The following is a 16,934-nucleotide window of genomic DNA, read 5'->3' as shown; positions in this document are numbered from 1 at the left end:
TGACTAAAGCGAGAAAAATTGCCGGATTTTGCCGAGGAGCGCGGTCGTCTTGGCCTCCTCCGCGCCGGCGCGGGCGCGGCGCACCGACACGTTCTCGTCGAGCGCTGACTGGCGCGCGACCAGCACCTCGGTGATCTTCTCGGCGAGGCCCGGCGCCGCCGCCAGGATCTCGTGGAAAGCCTCCTTGTCGACCTTCACGAGCTCGCAATCGCTCACCGCCTGGATGGTCGCGCTGCGCGGCTCCCCGGTCATCAGCGACATCTCGCCGAAGAACTTGCCCGGGCCGAGGCGCGCCACCTCGGCCGTGCTGCCGCCCTCGCGCCCCACGATCACCGAGACCTCGCCCGACTGCACGATGAACAGCTCGTGCCCCGCGGCCCCCTGCCGGATCACGACCTCACCGGTCATGTAGCTGCAGGTCGTCGACAGCCTCGCGAGCTGGTCGAGGAGCGGCGGCGGGAGCGCGGCGAGGAAGTCGACGACGCGCAGCGACTGCAGGCGGCGCTGTCGCTCGTCGGCCTCGCTGCGCGCCTGCGACTCGGTCGACGTCTCGGCCATCCGGACGGTGCGGGTGGGGAACGGGACCGCGATGCCCTCGCGCTGGAACGCGTACCAGATCCGCTGACGAACATCCGAATCGACGCGGTCGCGGCGGGCGAAGTCGTCGGTGAAGAAGCAGACCTGGTAGCCGATGCTGCTCTCGTCGAACCTCGCGGCGAGCACGAAGGGCGGCGGCGCGAGCAGCACCCCCGGCGCGGAGGCCACCGCGCCGAGCAGCGCCTGCTCCACGAGCCGCGGCGACACGTCGTAGGGGCCCCGCACCTCGATCGTCCGCCGCGCGGTCACGGTGGGCTTCGTGAAGTTCCGGATCGTGCTCTTCGCGAGCGCGCCGTTCGGGATCGTCAGCTCGACCTGATCGTTCGTGAGGACCTTGGTCGCGCGCCAGTTGATCTCGACGACCTGCCCGATGAGCCTCGGATCCGGCTCGATCTGGATCCAGTCCCCCACCTCGAACGGCTGCTGCGCCTGGATCGCGAGCCCGGCGAACAGGTTCCCGAGCGTCTCCTGGAGCGACAGGCCGATCACCGCGGTGAGCAGCGCGGAGGTGGTGAGCAGCGAGCCCGGCTCGACCCCCGCCGCGCGGAGCGTGATGAGCGCGACGCTCGCGTAGACGAGCCCCTGGATGATGTCGCGGATGATCCGGGACATCGGCCGCCCGAGGCGCACCACGAAGATCAGGTCGACGACGAGGAGGAAGGCGGCGCGACCGAGCGCGGTCAGGAGAAAGAAGAGCGCGACGGCCGAGAGCCCCACGCGAAGCGACGAGGTCGGATCGAGCGGGAGCCGGGCGAGCAGCGCTGCCACGTGGAGGCCGAGCAGCGCGACCGGCAGGCGCAGCTTCCCGCGCTGCGCCGGCGGCATCAGCAGCCGCAGCGCGAGGAGCAGCGCGGCGGCGATGCCGATCCCGATGGCGCCCGACGACGCTACCCGCACGAGCACGTCCGAGATGGTTGCGGCACCCCGCATGGCGGCCGATGGTAGAGCGCCGCCGGCCCCTGTCACAACCGCGTCGCGAGCGGGCCGTGCGGGCGTCACGGCGCGCCTCGTCGTCGGCAGCGCGGAGGGGGGCGCGTCCTGTCGAGGTCGCCGGGAGCGCGCCGCGCTCGCCCGGCGCGCTCCGGGGCGCCTCGCGCAGCGGCGGAGGGCGTCGCCGAGAGCTTGCGTCGATGTCGCCGGAACGACGTCGGTCAGGTCGCACGATGGCGCCGATGACGACGATCGCCCACCTCACGGATTTTCATCTCCTCGAGGCGGATCACGACCGCCGCCGCGGCGCCGAGCGGTGGCGGCTTCGTTATCTTAGCTTCGGCCGCCCCATCGACGCAGCGCAACGCCGCCGTCGCGCCCTGGCCGTGCTGGTCGAGGCATGGCGGAGCGGGGCGGACCACCTGGTGCTCACCGGCGATCTCACGGAGGACGGGACGCCTGCCCAGTTCGAGGTGCTCGCCGCGGTGCTGGCGGAGAGCGGCTGGGACCCGGCCCGCGTCACGCTGGTGCCTGGCAACCACGACGCGTATGCCGGGGGCGACGCGTGGGAGCGCGCCCTTCGAGGCTGTCTCTGCCCCTTCGCGGCCACGAGCGGGCGTGAGACGGCGGTCGCCCTCCCTGGGGCCCTCGTGACCGCGGTGTCGACGGCCATGATGCAGCCGGTGACCCGCTCGGCGGGGGCGATCGCGGCCCGCGAGCTCTCGCGCGTCGCCGCGCTCGCCGCCGAGACGCGCCGCTCCGGCGACGCGCTCGTGCTCGCCCAGCACCATCCGCCGCTCCGGCATTCGATCGGCGCGATGCAGTGGCTGGACGGGCTGATCAACAGCGCCGAGCTCATGGCGCTGCTCCACGAGCACGATCATCTTCACGTGATCCACGGCCACACGCACCGCGAAAATGACGCGCCGGTGCGCGCCGGCGCGCCCCCTCGCATCTTCGGCGCACAGGCGCTCGTCGACGGAGCTTCTCCGCTGCGGTTCTACCGTGTGCGTCACGGGCGCCTTCTTTCGGAGCGGACGCGCGTTCGGCGCGGCGCGTCGGCGTTCGCGCTGGCGTAGAATCTCTCACATGCACTGGAGGCGCGGTGCCCCTCACCGCCCTCTTTTCGCCGGAGACGTGGCTCGTATAGAGTCCTCGCCGGATCATGAAATTCATTGGCTTGCTCAGGGGCACGGTCCCCCTCGTTGCTGTCTCGGCGTTCGCGGCCCTCCCGGGTTGCGGCGGCGCCGACCCCACGCCCGCGGCGCCGGTGATGCGCGACGCCGAGCCTATCGAGACGTCGCGCTCGACGATGAGCTCGCGGTCCGAGATCGGCGGCATGAACGAGGAGAAGGTGCAGGCGGCGTTCGAGCGCGCCGCTCCGCGGCTCTCGCGTTGCTACCAGAGGGGCGTCCAGCGGCTCCCCTATCTCGGCGGCGAGATCCGCTTCAAGGTCCGGGTGACCGAGGAGGGCACGGCGCGCTGGGCGTTCGTGAAGGACTCGACCCTGGGAGACCGCGAGACCGAGACGTGCATGCTCGGCGTCCTGAAGGCGACGCGCTGGCCGAAGCCGGTCGGCGGAGAGGGCCTGGCGGAGAACAGCTTCACCTTCGAGCCGAGCAGCGACGAGCGCCCGCCGGTGCCGTGGACGCCCGACCAGCTCGGGACGCCGTACAAGAAGGCGCAGCCGGCGCTCAACTCCTGCCGGAGCCAGGCGGGCGGCACCCAGCTCAAGGCGACGCTTTACATCGACACCGACGGCAAGCCGCTCAGCGTGGGCGTCTCCAGCGCCGACGAACGGGGCGAGGAGGCGGCCGAGTGTGTCGCCGGCGCGCTCCGCGAGATCACCTTCCCTTCCCCTGGCAGCTACGCCTCGAAGGTGAGCGTCGACATCGACTGACGCCGCTCGCTGCCGGCCGCCCGCCCGCTGGCCAGCGCCGGCGGAGGGGCCAGCCAGCGCCCCGCCTGCCGCCGTGTCCCGGCCCCGTCCGGCGCGGAGGGCTGTCGCTGGGCCTGTCCATTGGGCGCGAAATCTCCCGCCCTTGCTGGGGGCGCGCGCCACGGGACTGAGCTACGCTCCGGTCGTGGGCAAGGTCCTCCGGCAGATCCTGGTGCTCTTGTGGAAGGTGGCTCGCCTCGTCCTGTGGAGGTGGCTGAAGCCGCGGCTGACGAGGTTCATGATGCTCACCGTGGCGCTCGTCGGGGTGATCCTGCTCGTCGTGGCCGTGCTCGGCAGGCTGTAGGGCGGTTCTCCTGGGACAGGCGGGCGCCGCTGGCTTGTCCGCGGCGGCTTCCGGCAAGTAGTCTCTCCCGCTTGCATGGCTAGCTCAACTTCCTCCTTGCTCCTCGCCGCCCTGGCGTGCGTGATCGCGTCGGGGGGCACCGCCGCTTGTTCCGAAGAGAGCCCCGCCTTGGCGGCGCCGGCCTCGCTCGAGGCGGACGCGGCGCGCGCCGCCGCCGAGGCGCCGCGCGCCGCGGTCGTCGAGGCGGTGCACCTCGCGACGGCACCCGCCCCGGTCCAGGCGGAGGCCGGCGCGACGCCCTCGCCGAGCGCGGCGAAGGAAGGCGCGCGCATGCACTCGAAGGCGCGGTTTGCCTGGATCAACCCCGGCCCGTACCCGACACGAGGCTGGAGCGGCTACCTGGGGCTCGGCGGCTCCGTCGCGCTCCGCGGCGGCAGCGTCGAGGCCGCGCGGACGCCGGGCGAGGGCTGCGACGCGTGGTACGCCGTCGAGCCGCGGGGCTACGTCTGCGCCGGCGCCAGCGCCACGGTCGACCCGGACGACCCCGTCGTCGCCGCGCTGCGCCCGCACGCGCCCAGGCTCGACTCGCCGTGGCCCTACGACTACGCGGAGTCGACCGGCGCGCCGCGCTACCGGCAGCTCCCGAGCGCGAAAGAGCAGCGGCGCTCCGAGTGGGACATCGAGAAGCACCTCGCGAACGCCGCGAAGGTACGCGCCGCTGAGGGGTTGAGCGAGGAAGCCATCGGGGAGATCGACCAGGCCCTCGTCGGGGTCGATCTGAAGCTCGCGGGCGTCGCCGCGCCGGCGCTGTTTCCCTTCGGCGACCTCGTGCGCGAGGGGCGCGACAGGATCGTGAACGGCTCGACGGTGGCGTTCACCCGGGTGTTCGACGCGCAGGATCGGACCTGGGTGGTGACGTCGGACCAGGCGTACATGCCGAAGGATCGGCTGAGGCCGTACCCGCGCTCGAGCTTCCAGGGTGTGTGGCTGAAGGGCGAGCGTTCGCTCCCGCTCGCGTTCTTCCGCAAGACCGATCGACCGAAGTACCAGCGGGGCGCCGGCGGCCGCTTCGAGCCCATGGGCGCGTCGTTCGCGCGGCTCGCCTCCGTCGGACTCACGAGCCGCGCCGAGGTCGAGGACGGCGAGCGGTTCCTCGAGACGCAGGAGCCGGGGGTCTACGTGCACGCGGACGACGCCGTGGTGATCGAGGCGGCGAAGCGCTCGCCGCTCGAGGGCGAGAACGAGCCCTCCTCACCGCCGCGCAAGTGGATCGAGATCAGCGTGCTCGGCGGCTGGTTCGTCGCCTACGAGGAGCTCACCCCGGTCTTCGCCACGCTCATCTCACCGGGGCGCGGCGGCGTCCCGCAGAAGGGCATCCCCGCCATCGAGACCGCGGCGACGCCGACGGGGCGCTTCCGCATCGACGGGAAGTTCGTGACGGCGACGATGGTGTCGAGCTCGAACGACAACATCGTCCACTCCGAGGTGCAGTTCGTGCAGAACTTCCACGGCCCTCACGCGCTGCACGGCGCGTACTGGCATGACGCCTGGGGCGAGCTGAAGAGCGGCGGCTGCGTCAACCTCTCCCCCATCGACGCGAAGCAGATGTTCGCCTGGACCGACCCGCCGGTTCCGGAGGGGTGGCACGGCCTGCGGGCCTCTCGCGACGCCGGCCGCTCCACGGTCGTCCTCATTCACCGCTGATCGCGCGCGCCATCCGGTCCACGAGCCGCGGCGCGGCCTCCGCGAACACCTCCGTCTCGAGCAGCAGGCCGACCACGAGGAAGCCGTCGCGCGGCATGTCGAAGAAGTAGCCGGGGTGGACGATGATCCCCTCGTCGCGCACGAGGAGCTCGACCCAGCCGTCCTCGTCGTGCACGCGCGGGACCTCCAGCGTCGCGTACCATCCGCCGTCGATCGGAAGCCGCCGGACCGCGCCCCCGGCGCGCGCCGCGATCGCCGCGTCGAGCGCCGCCAGGTTGGCCTGCACGCGCGACAGGATCGCGCGCTGGACGGGCGCCTGCGCGGCGAGGATCTCCGGCAGCGCGAGCTGCACCGGGGTGCCGACCGAGAGGTAGGTATCGGCGATGATCTCGAGCCGCTCCACCGCCGCGGCGGCGAGCTCCGGCGGTCCCGAGACCGCGATCCAGCCGAGCTTGAGCTGCGGCAGCGCCATCACCTTGGAGAGCCCGCTCAGCACGAAGGTCAGCGCCTGCCGCCTTCCGGCGAAGCTCGGCAGGCGGTCCTGAGCGAGGTCTCCGTGCGCGTAGTCGCCGAAGACCTCGTCGACGATCAGCGCGAGGCCGCGCTCCCGGGCGCACGCCTCGAGCGCCGCGGCGTCGTCGCGGCGCACGAAGGAGCCGGTCGGGTTGTTCGGGTGGACGAGCACCACCGCGCGCGTCCGTTCGCCGGCGGCGCGCTCCAGCGCGCCGAGATCGATGCGCCACCCCTCTTCCTTGAGGAGCGGGTACGGCGTGAGCGCGACGTCCTCCAGGCAGGCCAGGTACTCGAGCAACGGGTACGACGGCACCGGGACGAGCACGTCGTCGCCCCGCTCGGCGAGCAGCTTGAGCAGCCAGCCGTACGCCTCACTTGTGCTGGCCGTCAGCACGACGCCCGCCGGATCCACCTCGAGCCCGCGCTCCTGGTAGTAGCGCGACACCGCGGCGCGCGCGGCGGGGTCGCCGAGCGGCAGCGGCGCGTACCTGGAGCCGCGCGGCTCGCCCAGCCGCGCGATGAGGGGCTCCGTCTCGATGATCCCGCATCGCGTCGGGTTCGACTCGGTGAAGTCGACGAGCGCGCGCCCTGCCCGGCGGGCCTCGACGAGGACGGACGCGAGCCGGTTCTCCGAGAGATCCCAGCCGGTGCGCGCCGCGAACCGGAGCGGCCTCGGCGCGGGCATGCGCCCCGCGTCCGCCTCTGCCGTGGGAGGTCGATCTGCGTTCACCTGTCTCTCCATGGTCCCTTGATCCATCGTCGTCGTGGTCTGCCTGCCCTGCCCTGCCGCCCGCCCGGCCACGGTGACACGGACGCCGCCGGACTGCAGCCGCGCGCAAGCTCCTGGGGCCGCGGTCGAGCGCCGGCCCGGCGGGCGCTCAACCGCGGCGCCGCCGTCGCGCCGCGAGCGCCGCTGCGAGGGCGCCTGCGAGCCCGAAGGCGATGCTGCGGTTCGACGGCGGCGCGCGGTCCGCACCGGCGGCAGCGCAGGCGCACGCGCCGCTCGTTGCCTCGAGCTCCCCGTTCGCCATCCACACGTCGCTCCCGACCGGGAGCTCGTGCGCGCCGAGCGAGGCGCCGTCGTAGAGCACGTCGACGGCCAGCGAGGTTCCGCCGGAGCCGCGCGGCGCTGCGACCGCGAACCTCCACAGCCCGCGGCGCACCTCTCTGAGCGGCGTGTGCATCACCCCGCCGCGGAGCCCGACCGTGAGCTTGTCGGCGGGGACCCTCACCGGGGCTCCGTCCGCGCGCCGCAGCTCGATCGTCCCCCAGACCGGCCAGGACGGGTCGGGTCTCGCGTAGGTGCTCGACAGGACGTACCAGCTCTTGTCGAGCGCCGGCGCGGTGTCCCCGGTCTCGGCGGCTTCCAGCGCGAGACGCGCGCCCTCCAGATCGAGCACGCCGGGCCCGAGCTGCGCGTCGAACGGCTCGGCGTCCTCCGCGCGCCGCGCGCCGGCCTGGAGCACCTCCGTGACCTCTACCTGGCTCAGGTTCGGGTTGTTCTGGAAGAGGAGCGCGATCGCGCCTGCGACCTGCGGCGCCGCCATCGACGAGCCCGACGCGATCGCGTGGTAGTCGTCGACGACGAAGCAGGGCGTGTCGTCGGGGCACCCTGGCGTATCGAACAGCCCTCCGGGTCGGTCGCGCGGGTCGACCTCGCTCCCCATCGCGGCGGCGACAAGGCCGCCGGGCGCGCTGATCTCGGGCTTGGCCACCCCAAACGGCGTGGGGCCGGTCGCGCTGAAGTAGCAGGCGCTACCCTCCTCGATCGCCTCGCCGTCGAGGCTCATCAAGCGCACGATCGTGGAGCTCTCGTACGGCTCCCAGCGGACGCGGTTGATGGTGCATCCCACGGCGAGCAGGCCGGGGTGGCTCGCGGGCACGTTGATCGTCCCCTGCTTGATGCCGCGCGTGAACTGGAGCCCGAGATCGTGCGATACCGAGACGTCGCCGAGCCCCGTCACCCAGAGTTGCGCGTCCCCGTGGCCTTGCAGGCGGATCGCGAACTCGCCCGCCTTCCACGCCCCGCTGAAGGCCACGACGGCGCTGTTCGTGCCCGCCGTGATGGGCGACTTCCCGTTCGCGAGCCGGTTGATCACGGCGCCGGTCGTCTCGCCGTCGTCGCTGGTGTAGCCGGCGTCTTCTCCGGGATCGACCAGGCCGATCCACGTCTCGCCGCCCGGCCCCTCGAGGCCGACCGACACCTCGTCCCCGGGCATGAAGGTGATCCAGACGTATCCCTGCCCGTTCGACGCGCTCGGCGTGCGGATGGGCACGCGCGTCTCGCCGTACTTCGAGATGTGCGCCTCGGTGTGGATCCCCATCGGTCCTTCGCCGTCGAGCTCGTACATCGCGCCGCTGTTGCCGGCGGCCACGACGATCGCGCGTCCCGGGTGAGCGTCGCCGACCATCGCGGCGAGCCCTGCCTCGAGCGGGCTCGTCCCGTCGTGGGGCCCGAAGTCGCTGCCGACGCTCAGGTTGACGACCGCCGGCATGCCGAGCTCCTCGGCGCGATCGAAGATGAACCTCACCGCGTTGAGGATGTCCGGATCCTCGAAGCCCTCACCGGGGCGCGACGGTGCGGCGATGATCAGGGTCGCGGCGGGCGCCACCCCGACGTACCGCGACAGCTTCGGGAGCATCGGCCCGCCGTTTCCCGCCGCGATGGAGGCCACGTGCGTACCGTGCCCCGCGATGTCGCGGAGGATGCCCGTATCCCCCTGCGCGAGCATGGCGTCGATGTCGGCGCCGGAGAAGATCGCGCACGAGGACTGCGCCGGATCATCGCACCCGTAGTGCTGCTCGAGCGATTCGTGCAGCCCTCTGGGGCGCCCGGCCTGCAGCACCCATTTGATCCGTGTCTTGCCGTTCTTGTCCCGGAAATCCGGGTGGGTCACGTCGATGCCGGTATCGACCACGCCGACGATCACCCCCTGGCCGTCCGCTCCGGTGGCCTTCCGGTACGGCTCGAGGCGGATCCACCGCTTGGATCGATCGAGGAGGGGCTGTCGCGGCGGTCCCGTGAGCAGCGAGAGCTCCGGGTGCGCGGCGGCGAAGGCGCCGACGTCGCCGGGTGCGAGCCGGACGGTCCCGAAGCCCGGCGCGACCGGGAGCAGCCCGAGCGACCGCGCGTCGGCGCCGGCGGGCAGCGGCACCAGCACGGGGATACGCCCGCGCGGATCCGCGAGCGGGTGCCGGCCAAGGCGCGAGCTGAGCAGGCGCGCCACCGCCGGGGCCGAGACGTCGGCGCGCGCATCACCCGGCGCGAGAGCGAGGCCGAGCAGCGCTAGGGGGAGCGGGAGCCTGCGGGCAAGCACGCGACGAGTCTACACCACCTTCTTCTTCCCACGCGGCCGGGCCTGCGGAGCACGCCGCTCTCGCCGCGCGCTCTCCGGATCGCGCCGCGGAGCCACGCGCAACGCGCGGGCGCGCCGCTCACACCGGCGGGACGAGGTGCTTCTTGCGCGGCCGCTCTTCGACCTTGCCGGCGTATCGCTCGAAGCGGCGCGCCACCTCGCGGCGGAGGTTCGCCGTCGGGATGATCGCGTCGATCACGAGCTCGCTCGCGAGCTTCTCCAGGTCGACGTCGGCGCGGTACTCGTCGCGCAGCTTCTGGACGAGCGCCTCGCGCTCGGGCCCCGCCGGGATCGCCTGGATCTTGTTGAAGTAAACGGCGTTCACCGCGGCGCTCGGCCCCATCACCGCGATGGACGCCGAGGGCAGGGCGATGCACTCGTCCGGCGCGAACGCCGGCCCGCACATCGCGTAGAGCCCGGCGCCGTACGCCTTGCGCACGACGACGGACAGCTTCGGCACGGTCGCCTCGCTCACCGCGGCGATCATCTTCGCGCCGGCCCGGATGATCCCCTGTCGCTCGACGACCGTCCCGATCATGAAGCCGGGCACGTCGGCGAGGTACAGCAGCGGGATGTTGAAGGCATCGCACAGCCAGATGAACCGCGCGGCCTTGTCGGCCGAGTCCACGAACAGCACGCCGCCCTTGTATTTCGGCTGGTTCGCGACGATCCCGACCGCGCGCCCCTCGATGCGCGCGAGCCCCGTGACGATCTCCTTCGCGTAGAGCTTCTTGATCTCGACGAAGCTGCCCTCGTCGATGACCGCGTCGATCACGGCCATGATGTCGAACGGCTTGTTCTCGTCGGCGGGGATCACATCCTCGAGCGGCCGCTGCCCTGGCTTCTCCGGTCTCGGCTCGACGCGGGGCGAGGCCTCCGCGGAGCTCTGCGGCATCAGCGCGAGGTAGCGCTTCGCGAACGCGATCGCCTCCTCTTCGGTCTTCACGAGCACGTCCCCGCACCCCGAGACCGAGCAGTGCATGCGCGCGCCGCCGAGCTCTTCGAGCGTGACCTTCTCGCCGATCACCATCTCCGCCATCCGCGGCGAGCCCAGGTACATGCTCGCGTTGCTCTCGACCATGCACACGACGTCGCAGAACGCCGGGATGTACGCGCCCCCCGCCGCCGACGGGCCGAACAGCAAGCAGATCTGCGGCACCAGGCCGCTCAGCTCGACCTGGTTGTAGAAGATCCGGCCCGCGCCGCGTCGCCCGGGGAACATCTCGATCTGGTCGGTGATCCGCGCCCCCGCGGAGTCGACGAGGTAGAGCAGCGGGCACCGGAGACGCCGCGCGGTCTCCTGCACGCGCAGGATCTTCTCGACGGTGCGGCGCCCCCACGAGCCGGCCTTCACCGTCGAGTCGTTCGCCATCACGCAGACGGGGCGTCCGCCCATGGTGCCGGTGCCCGTGACGACGCCGTCGGCCGGGAGCTCGGGATCCAGCGCGTTGGCGAGCGCCGCATCCTCGATGAAGCTCCCTTCATCGAGGAGCAGCGCGACGCGCTGCCGCGCGAACAGCTTGCCCTGCTCCGCGTTCTTGTCGTGGTACTTCTGCGCGCCCCCCTTCTCGATGCGCGCCGTGAGCTCCCTCAGCTTCTGATCGAGCGACATGGCGCGACCCATAGCCCTAAGCGCGCCGGGCGACCACCTCCCGCGCCGCCGTTTCGAGCTCCCGCGCGGTCCGGGCCACCAGCACCTTGGTCGACGCTGCGGCGTAGCGCAGCATCGCGCTGTCTCCCGTCCCCCAGGCGCCGGGCCCCTCGGGGCACAGCCAGAGCAGCGCCCGCGCCCGGTCGCGGAGCCTCCTGACGGCCTCCGCCTCGTCCGCGAAGTAGTTCGTGCGCCCGTCGCCCAGGATCACGAGGGTCACCCGCCGGTCCACGTCACGCCCGTACCGCTCCTCGAAGGCGAGGAGAGCGCGCCCGTAATTCGAGTTGTGCGCGCGGCTCACCACCTCGCCGCGCTGGATGTGCTCGAGCGCCGCGCTCGCCGGCATCGCCGCGAAGAGCTCGGTCGTCTCGGCGAGCTCGCTCACGAAGACGAACGATCGTGTCCGGTCGAAGAGCTCCTGCGCCGCGCAGACGAACTCGAGCATGAAGCGCGCGGCGACGCGGACCGAGTCCGACACGTCGCAGAGGACCATGAGGCGCGGCTTGTCGCGCCGGCGCGCCCGCCGGGCCGGCTGGAAGGGCACGCCGCCGGTCTGGAGGCTGCGCCGCAGCGTCCGGTGGGGATCGATCCTGCCGCGCCGCGCGCGGCGCCTCCGGAGCCTCTCGGCGCCCCGGAGCCTCTGGGACAGCGCCCTCACGGCGCGACGCACCTCGTCCATCTCGCCTTCGCTGAGCGAGGCGAACGGCACGTCCATGCGGCCGAGGGCCGCGGGCTCTTCCCCCTCGAGGCGCCGGAGCGCCAGCGTCACGTGCTCGCGCACGCGGTGCCGCATCCGCTCCATCTCGGCGGCGAGCGCCTCGGCGAGGGCCTTCCCCCGATCCTCGCCGAGCGCCTCCTCGAGCGCGCTCCGGATCCTCCGCAGCGCGCTGGCGACGGCCGGTACCCCGAGCTGATCCATCACCCGCTGCGCGAAGAACCCGACCTGGAGCGAGCTCGTCATCGGCGCGAGCGCGCGCGCGATCCCCGCCGACCGGAGCGCCTGGTCGAGCTCCCCTGCGGTCCCCGCGAGCGCCTGGAACCCGATCGCGTCGCCGAACGCGCCGCTCCGCTCCGCGGCCGCGCTCAGCAGATCGCGCAGGGCCGAGAGCTCCCCGTCCGAGAACCCGCGCTCCCGCAGGCGCGCCCACAGGTCGCCGACGTGCGCGCCCTCCGGAGAGAAGAAGCGGTCGAAGGAGGCGTGGTACCGGCGGAGATCGGCGGCGCGCTCGACGACCACCGCGCCGATAGTGTCGCGCAGCCGCGCGCGGTCGCCGAACCCGACGAGGGCGCACGCGCGCGCGACGTCGATGGCCTGCGCCGTCGACACCGCGAAGCCGTCGCGCCGCAGCGCCCATAGAAATTCGTCGATGGAGAGGAGCATGGGGAGCTACCGGTCCCGCGCGGCCCCACGGCGGCTACGGCGCCGGCGCAGGCTCCGCGAGCAGCGCCTTGAGGAGCTTCTCGATCTCGGCGTGCCGGGACGGGTCGTACCCGACCACCACATCGCGGATGACGCCCTTCTTGTCGATCACGAACATCGTGGGGAGCGCGTTGACGCCGTACGCCGCGGAGGTCGACTCCGAGGCGTCCGCGGCGACCGCGTAGCGCATGGACAGGGCCTGCGCTGTCTTCGTCGCGACGCCCACGCTGTCGCTCGTCAGACCGATGACCCGCAGTCCCTGCGCGGCGTACGTCGCGTGCCACTTCGAGAGCTGCGGGGCCATCAGGCGGCACGGCGCGCACCACGTGGCCCAGAAATCGAGCAGCACCACGTTTCCACGCAGGGCCCCGACGTTCGCCGGAACGGCCCCCGCGACGGTGGCGAGCGGCTTCCAGGCGGGCGCGAAGGTGCCGATCTTGTCGAGGCGAAGGATCTGATCGCGCCCTGGGAACGGCACCAGCGTCGGCGCGACGTCCCGCTCTTGGCCGCCGCGCCGGATCCGGAGGTTCACCACGTTGCCCGGCCCCGCGAGCGCGACACGGGCGACCAGCTGCTTCGGTTCTTCGAGCGGGACGCCATCCGCCGCGACGACCTGATCCCCGTCCACGATGCCGGCCTTGGCCGCCGGCGAGCTGGTGACGACGTGCTTCGCGAGCACCCCCCCGGCCGGCCCGGGCTCCAGCTCCACGCCCAGCCAGGCGCGGCGGGACGCCTCCTCGGCGGCCGCCTGTGAGGCACCTCCCATCAGCGCGGCGCCCGACAGCGCGACCAGCGTCGCAGCGAAGAGGGCGCGCCAGGCGCGGCCTCGCCTGGAAGGGGCCAGGTGCATCCTGGCAGTGTAGCATCTCGACCGGTGCGGTCCCGACCCCGCCTCTCTGCGTGGAGCGCGCTCGCTGCGGCGGCCCTGGCCTTGCCGATGCTCTCGACGGAGGCGCGGTCCCCTTGGGGGTGGGCTCCCTTGCCGCTCGGGTGTGCGCCGACGCGTTCCCGGACGCACCCCGAGGGCGCAACGGCGTGGATCGGGCGCGGCTCCAGTCCCGCCGCCGAGCCGCGCGCGTTGACCGTTGCGCCCGCTGCGCCTGCGCCCGCGGCGCCGTCGGCCTGGGAGCTTGCCGGCCAGCTCGCGAGCTTCACGCCTGCCACGGGCCGGGCTCGTTCCCAGCACTTCACCGGCGAGATGGAAGCCGAGGTGCGGATCAATGCAGCCGCCGCTCCCTACCCGGCGCTCGGCCCGGCTCGCGTTCTCCCGCCCGGCGCGGCCGTCGTCGAGCTCCACTACCCGGTGGGCGCGTCGGAGCCGGTGACGCTGCTCGCCATGGTGAAGCGCTCGGCCGGCTACGACCCTGACGGCGGCGACTGGGAGTACCTCGTCCTCACACCGCAGGGCACGTCCACCCACCGCGGCGCCTTACCCCTCTGCAAGCGTTGCCATGCAGACGCCCCGCACGATCGTCTCTTCGGATGGCCGCGATAGCGCGGTGCGTCGCACCCCGCCGGTGGCCGGTGGCTCAACTCCGCAAAGATTGCGAAGCACGGCGCCCAGCGCGACATCGCCGCCCGAGCTCTCGTCGGAGGGGACTCCGTGACCACCGAAGAAACCGCGGTGAAACGTGACTATTCCGCAGGACGTTCCGTGCCGAGCGCGCACCGGGGTCGAGGCGCCGAAATGGCACGGAGGCTGCTCAAGGCGGAATTGACCGTGTTCTTCGCTGTGGGCTGCAGCGTGTCGCGGTCCTCCTCCCTCCTGACGGGCCTCATTAGCTTGCGCTTGGTCGTTCAGCTGGCGCTCTTTCGCCTCGTCCATCGCTCAGCTGCTGCTTGGCTTACGCCTTCTACCGTTCTGTCTGCTTGGCCTGCTCGCCCCTTCTAGCGCTTCAGAGCTTCGCTTGCCTTCGAGAGCGTGTGAGAGCGCGCGGCCATTCCGTGATGGAATCGCCGCGCGCCATTGTTTTTGTCCACCGGTCGGCTGCCCCGGCGGCCGGCTCCGTGCGCGTCGCCGACGAGGGTACTGCGCGGACCGCTCGCTCGCTCGCTCGGTCGGGCGGACGGCTCAACGACAAAGGCGAGCTCCGCCATGGGGACATGGCCCGCCACGAGGCGGGAGCAGAGCCACCCGAGGGAGCGGCGAGAAGAGCGACATTTGCCCGCGAAAGTCACGCACCTGAGCGAGCGCCCTCAGGCTCCGATCACTTTTCCTTTGACAGGCCGCTCGGGGGCGTATAAACGCCGGCACTCACTTCGCGCAAACGAGCGCGACGCGAGGAGTGCGGTGGCGTAGCCACGTCGTGCTGCTTGTCTTCACCAGAGCGCCCATAGCTCAGCTGGATAGAGCATCGGCCTACGAAGCCGGGGGTCGGAAGTTCGAATCTTCCTGGGCGCGCCTGATCGGTTGTGTGACAGATCCTGAGACCGTCATGATGGATGACGGAGCCGATGTGCTCTTCTCCGCCGTACCGCGATCGGAGGGTGCCAGCGACGAGGGTGCCGGCGGCATCGATGCGCTGCGGATGCGCGAGGCGCTCGCGGAGGCCGAGGCTGCGGCAGCTGCCGGCGACGTGCCCGTGGGAGCGCTCATCGTCGATGCGGAGGGGGTCGTGCTGGCGCGCGGCCGTAACCGGCGCGAGATCGATCAGGATCCGACCGGGCACGCCGAGGTGGACGCGCTGCGGGCCGCGGCAAGGCAGCTGGGTCGGTGGCGGCTCGAAGGGGCGACGGTCTACGCGACGTTGGAGCCGTGTCCCATGTGCGCGGGCGCGCTCGTCAACGCCCGGATCGCGCGGCTCGTTTACGGTTGTCCGGACCCGAAGGCAGGAGCGGTCGACACGCTCTTCGCGATCGGGCGCGACACCCGGCTCAACCATCGCTTTGCGGTCACGTCGGGCGTGCTCGCGGACGAGTGCGCCGCCCTGCTTCGCGCGTTCTTCGCGAAGCTCCGGACCGCTGCCCAGAGGCGCTGACGTCCAGGCCCGCCCGGGCGCGGGTCAGGGCGCCATCCAGGCGCCGCCCTGCTCCTCTTCTGGTCGCTCGTCGACGGCCTCGCTGCCGTCCCCGGTGGGTTGCCGGGGCGCAAGATGGGGCGCGGGGGAGCCTCGCACGACCGTCTCCTGCAGCCCCTTCTCGAGCTCCTCGTCGGAGATCCGATGGCGCCTGTGCGCAATCTGCATGAGCTTGCGCAGGTACCCGCTCCACGCGGGCGTAACCTCGCCGCTGGCATTGAAGTGCTGCACGCTCGGGTTCGGCAGGATCGACCCGATGTAGAGCGCCTGCCCGAGCGAGAGCTGCGCCGCCGACGCGTTGAAGTAGTGCCGCGCGGCGGCGCCGATGCCGTAGACCAGCGGCCCGAACTCCACCACGTTCAGGTAGAGTTCCATGATCTGCTCCTTGGTGAGCTCCTGCTCGAGGTACATCGTGAGCAGGGTTTCCTGGAGCTTGCGCGCCACGCTCTTGGTCCGCTCGAGGTAGAGGTTCTTGGCGAGCTGCATGCTGACGGTGCTCGCGCCCCGCACGAACCGCCTCTTCCGGAGGTTCTCGCGGATCGAGTTCTTGATGGCCTCCTCGTCGAACCCGTGGTGCCGATGGAAGCCGCCGTCCTCCGTGGTCAGCACGGCGACCTCCATGAAGCGGGAGATGTCCTCGTAGGGCACCCACTCGGCGGTGCCCGGCCCCGACTCGATCTCGACGCGCTGGCGGCCTGGCCCGTAGACCAGACGCCGGAACGCGCGCTTGAAGCGGTCGACGCTCAGCTCCGGCGGCATCTCCGTCACGCGGCAGGTGTTGGAGACGCCCCAGTCCAGCGCGAAGGTCCGATCCAGGCTGGCGGTGTCGAAGCGGAGCTTCCCTTCGATCCCGAACGAGCCGGCGAGCCTCATGCCGTGGAGCTTCGCCACGACCCCCTTGGGGACCGAGTCCAGCATCGACTGGCACGCCGAGAGAGGCACCTCGAAGCTGCCTCGGACCCGGTGCGAAGCCCCAGCGTGCTCGTATTCGCCGCGCGCGATCAGCCTCAGCGCGCCCAGATCGATCTCGGCGTCCTCGGCGACGAGCTTGGACAAGTCGAGCTTGCCGTTCGCCTTGGCTCGCCACGCCAGATCGAGCCCGGCGATGGGCTCGTCCGCCAGGGCCGTGCTCCGCAGGGAGAGGTTCTTCAGCCTCCCTTCGCCGTCGACGCCCAGTGTCTGACCGTCCGCCGACAGGACGACCCGCGCGCGGCTCACGATCGAGGTCCGCGCCACATCGAACAGCCCCATGTCGCCCTCGTGGACGCCGAGGGTCGAGAGCCAGATGGGCCCCCCCTGCACGTCGGCGACGATCTCCTGCGGGGTCTCCTTTGCGTCGCTGATGGGCACGCGAAGCCGGAAGGTGAGCGCTTGCTGGGCATCGGCGCCGGCGGTCGCGATCGCCGCCTCTCCGGGCGAGAGCTCCACCACGAGCGAGCCTGCCTCCCGTCGCACGGCGAGGCTGCCCGGTCCCAGGTTGAGCATATCGGCCCTGCGCTTGAG

Annotated in this window: 13 protein-coding genes and 1 tRNA gene (1 of these 14 cut by a window edge); 7 read left to right on the top strand and 7 right to left on the bottom strand. The window is 72.0% G+C overall.

Annotation, left to right across the window (positions count from 1 at the left end; translation table 11 throughout):
* Positions 1 to 3 precede the first annotated feature (3 nt).
* On the bottom strand, positions 4 to 1,527 hold the full coding sequence (locus tag WMF36_RS12990; RefSeq protein WP_437579904.1) for a cyclic nucleotide-binding domain-containing protein: 1,524 nt from the start codon (positions 1,525 to 1,527) through the stop codon (positions 4 to 6).
* 242 nt (positions 1,528 to 1,769) lie between these two features.
* Here WMF36_RS12990 and WMF36_RS12985 point away from each other — a divergent pair, with 242 nt between their 5' ends.
* From WMF36_RS12985 to WMF36_RS12970, 4 genes are all read left to right on the top strand, one after another.
* The gene (locus WMF36_RS12985) at positions 1,770 to 2,606 is read left to right on the top strand and encodes a metallophosphoesterase family protein (protein WP_437579903.1); all 837 of its coding nucleotides are present in this window, start codon (positions 1,770 to 1,772) and stop codon (positions 2,604 to 2,606) included.
* A gap of 86 nt (positions 2,607 to 2,692) precedes the next feature.
* Positions 2,693 to 3,427, top strand: a complete 735-nt coding sequence (locus tag WMF36_RS12980) for an AgmX/PglI C-terminal domain-containing protein (RefSeq protein ID WP_437579902.1) — start codon at positions 2,693 to 2,695, stop codon at positions 3,425 to 3,427.
* Positions 3,428 to 3,611: 184 nt separating this feature from the next.
* Positions 3,612 to 3,770, top strand: coding sequence for a hypothetical protein (locus WMF36_RS12975; RefSeq protein ID WP_437490124.1), 159 nt, complete (start codon positions 3,612 to 3,614; stop codon positions 3,768 to 3,770).
* Between the two features lie 75 nt (positions 3,771 to 3,845).
* Complete coding sequence (locus WMF36_RS12970) at positions 3,846 to 5,474, top strand: L,D-transpeptidase (RefSeq protein ID WP_437579901.1); 1,629 nt, start codon at positions 3,846 to 3,848, stop codon at positions 5,472 to 5,474.
* Here the strand turns inward: WMF36_RS12970 and WMF36_RS12965 are convergent.
* From WMF36_RS12965 to WMF36_RS12945, 5 genes are all read right to left on the bottom strand, one after another.
* Positions 5,461 to 6,717: a pyridoxal phosphate-dependent aminotransferase gene (locus WMF36_RS12965; protein WP_437579900.1), complete on the bottom strand. Its 1,257-nt coding sequence runs from the start codon at positions 6,715 to 6,717 to the stop codon at positions 5,461 to 5,463. The genes WMF36_RS12970 and WMF36_RS12965 overlap by 14 nt on opposite strands.
* A 148-nt stretch (positions 6,718 to 6,865) precedes the next feature.
* Positions 6,866 to 9,304, bottom strand: a complete 2,439-nt coding sequence (locus WMF36_RS12960) for a S8 family serine peptidase (protein WP_437579899.1) — start codon at positions 9,302 to 9,304, stop codon at positions 6,866 to 6,868.
* A 118-nt stretch (positions 9,305 to 9,422) separates the two neighbouring features.
* A complete protein-coding gene (locus WMF36_RS12955; RefSeq protein ID WP_437579898.1) occupies positions 9,423 to 10,955 on the bottom strand; it encodes an acyl-CoA carboxylase subunit beta in 1,533 nt (510 codons plus the stop codon).
* A gap of 16 nt (positions 10,956 to 10,971) precedes the next feature.
* Positions 10,972 to 12,375, bottom strand: coding sequence for a VWA domain-containing protein (locus WMF36_RS12950; protein ID WP_437579897.1), 1,404 nt, complete (start codon positions 12,373 to 12,375; stop codon positions 10,972 to 10,974).
* A gap of 34 nt (positions 12,376 to 12,409) precedes the next feature.
* A complete protein-coding gene (locus tag WMF36_RS12945; RefSeq protein WP_437579896.1) occupies positions 12,410 to 13,264 on the bottom strand; it encodes a redoxin domain-containing protein in 855 nt (284 codons plus the stop codon).
* A 228-nt stretch (positions 13,265 to 13,492) separates the two neighbouring features.
* Between WMF36_RS12945 and WMF36_RS12940 the strand changes: the two genes are divergently transcribed.
* The 3 genes from WMF36_RS12940 (at position 13,493) to WMF36_RS12930 (ending at position 15,392) form a co-directional block, all read left to right on the top strand.
* Positions 13,493 to 13,909: a hypothetical protein gene (locus tag WMF36_RS12940; RefSeq protein WP_437579895.1), complete on the top strand. Its 417-nt coding sequence runs from the start codon at positions 13,493 to 13,495 to the stop codon at positions 13,907 to 13,909.
* An 832-nt stretch (positions 13,910 to 14,741) separates the two neighbouring features.
* Positions 14,742 to 14,815 (top strand) — tRNA-Arg (locus WMF36_RS12935).
* A 34-nt stretch (positions 14,816 to 14,849) separates the two neighbouring features.
* Positions 14,850 to 15,392, top strand: a complete 543-nt coding sequence (locus WMF36_RS12930; RefSeq protein ID WP_437490116.1) for a nucleoside deaminase — start codon at positions 14,850 to 14,852, stop codon at positions 15,390 to 15,392.
* 24 nt (positions 15,393 to 15,416) lie between these two features.
* On the opposite strand, the gene WMF36_RS12925 is transcribed toward WMF36_RS12930, so the two are convergent.
* Positions 15,417 to 16,934, bottom strand: partial view of a biosynthetic peptidoglycan transglycosylase gene (locus WMF36_RS12925; RefSeq protein WP_437579894.1) — the 3' portion only. The gene runs 852 nt beyond the window's last position; the window shows 1,518 of its 2,370 coding nt (coding positions 853-2,370); its start codon lies beyond the right edge, outside the window; it ends in the stop codon at positions 15,417 to 15,419.

It is taken from the genome of Sorangium sp. So ce887 (assembly GCF_051521455.1).
Classification (GTDB): domain Bacteria; phylum Myxococcota_A; class Polyangia; order Polyangiales; family Polyangiaceae; genus Sorangium.
This window is presented reverse-complemented; position numbering and strand designations above follow the sequence as displayed.

Coding starts and splice junctions, on each gene's coding strand:
- WMF36_RS12990 (WP_437579904.1), bottom strand. CDS start 1,527: ATGCGGGGTGCCGCAACCATCTCGGACGTGCTCGTGCGGGTAGCGTCG.
- WMF36_RS12985 (WP_437579903.1), top strand. CDS start 1,770: ATGACGACGATCGCCCACCTCACGGATTTTCATCTCCTCGAGGCGGAT.
- WMF36_RS12980 (WP_437579902.1), top strand. CDS start 2,693: ATGAAATTCATTGGCTTGCTCAGGGGCACGGTCCCCCTCGTTGCTGTC.
- WMF36_RS12970 (WP_437579901.1), top strand. CDS start 3,846: ATGGCTAGCTCAACTTCCTCCTTGCTCCTCGCCGCCCTGGCGTGCGTG.
- WMF36_RS12955 (WP_437579898.1), bottom strand. CDS start 10,955: ATGTCGCTCGATCAGAAGCTGAGGGAGCTCACGGCGCGCATCGAGAAG.
- WMF36_RS12950 (WP_437579897.1), bottom strand. CDS start 12,375: ATGCTCCTCTCCATCGACGAATTTCTATGGGCGCTGCGGCGCGACGGC.
- WMF36_RS12945 (WP_437579896.1), bottom strand. CDS start 13,264: ATGCACCTGGCCCCTTCCAGGCGAGGCCGCGCCTGGCGCGCCCTCTTC.
- WMF36_RS12930 (WP_437490116.1), top strand. CDS start 14,850: ATGATGGATGACGGAGCCGATGTGCTCTTCTCCGCCGTACCGCGATCG.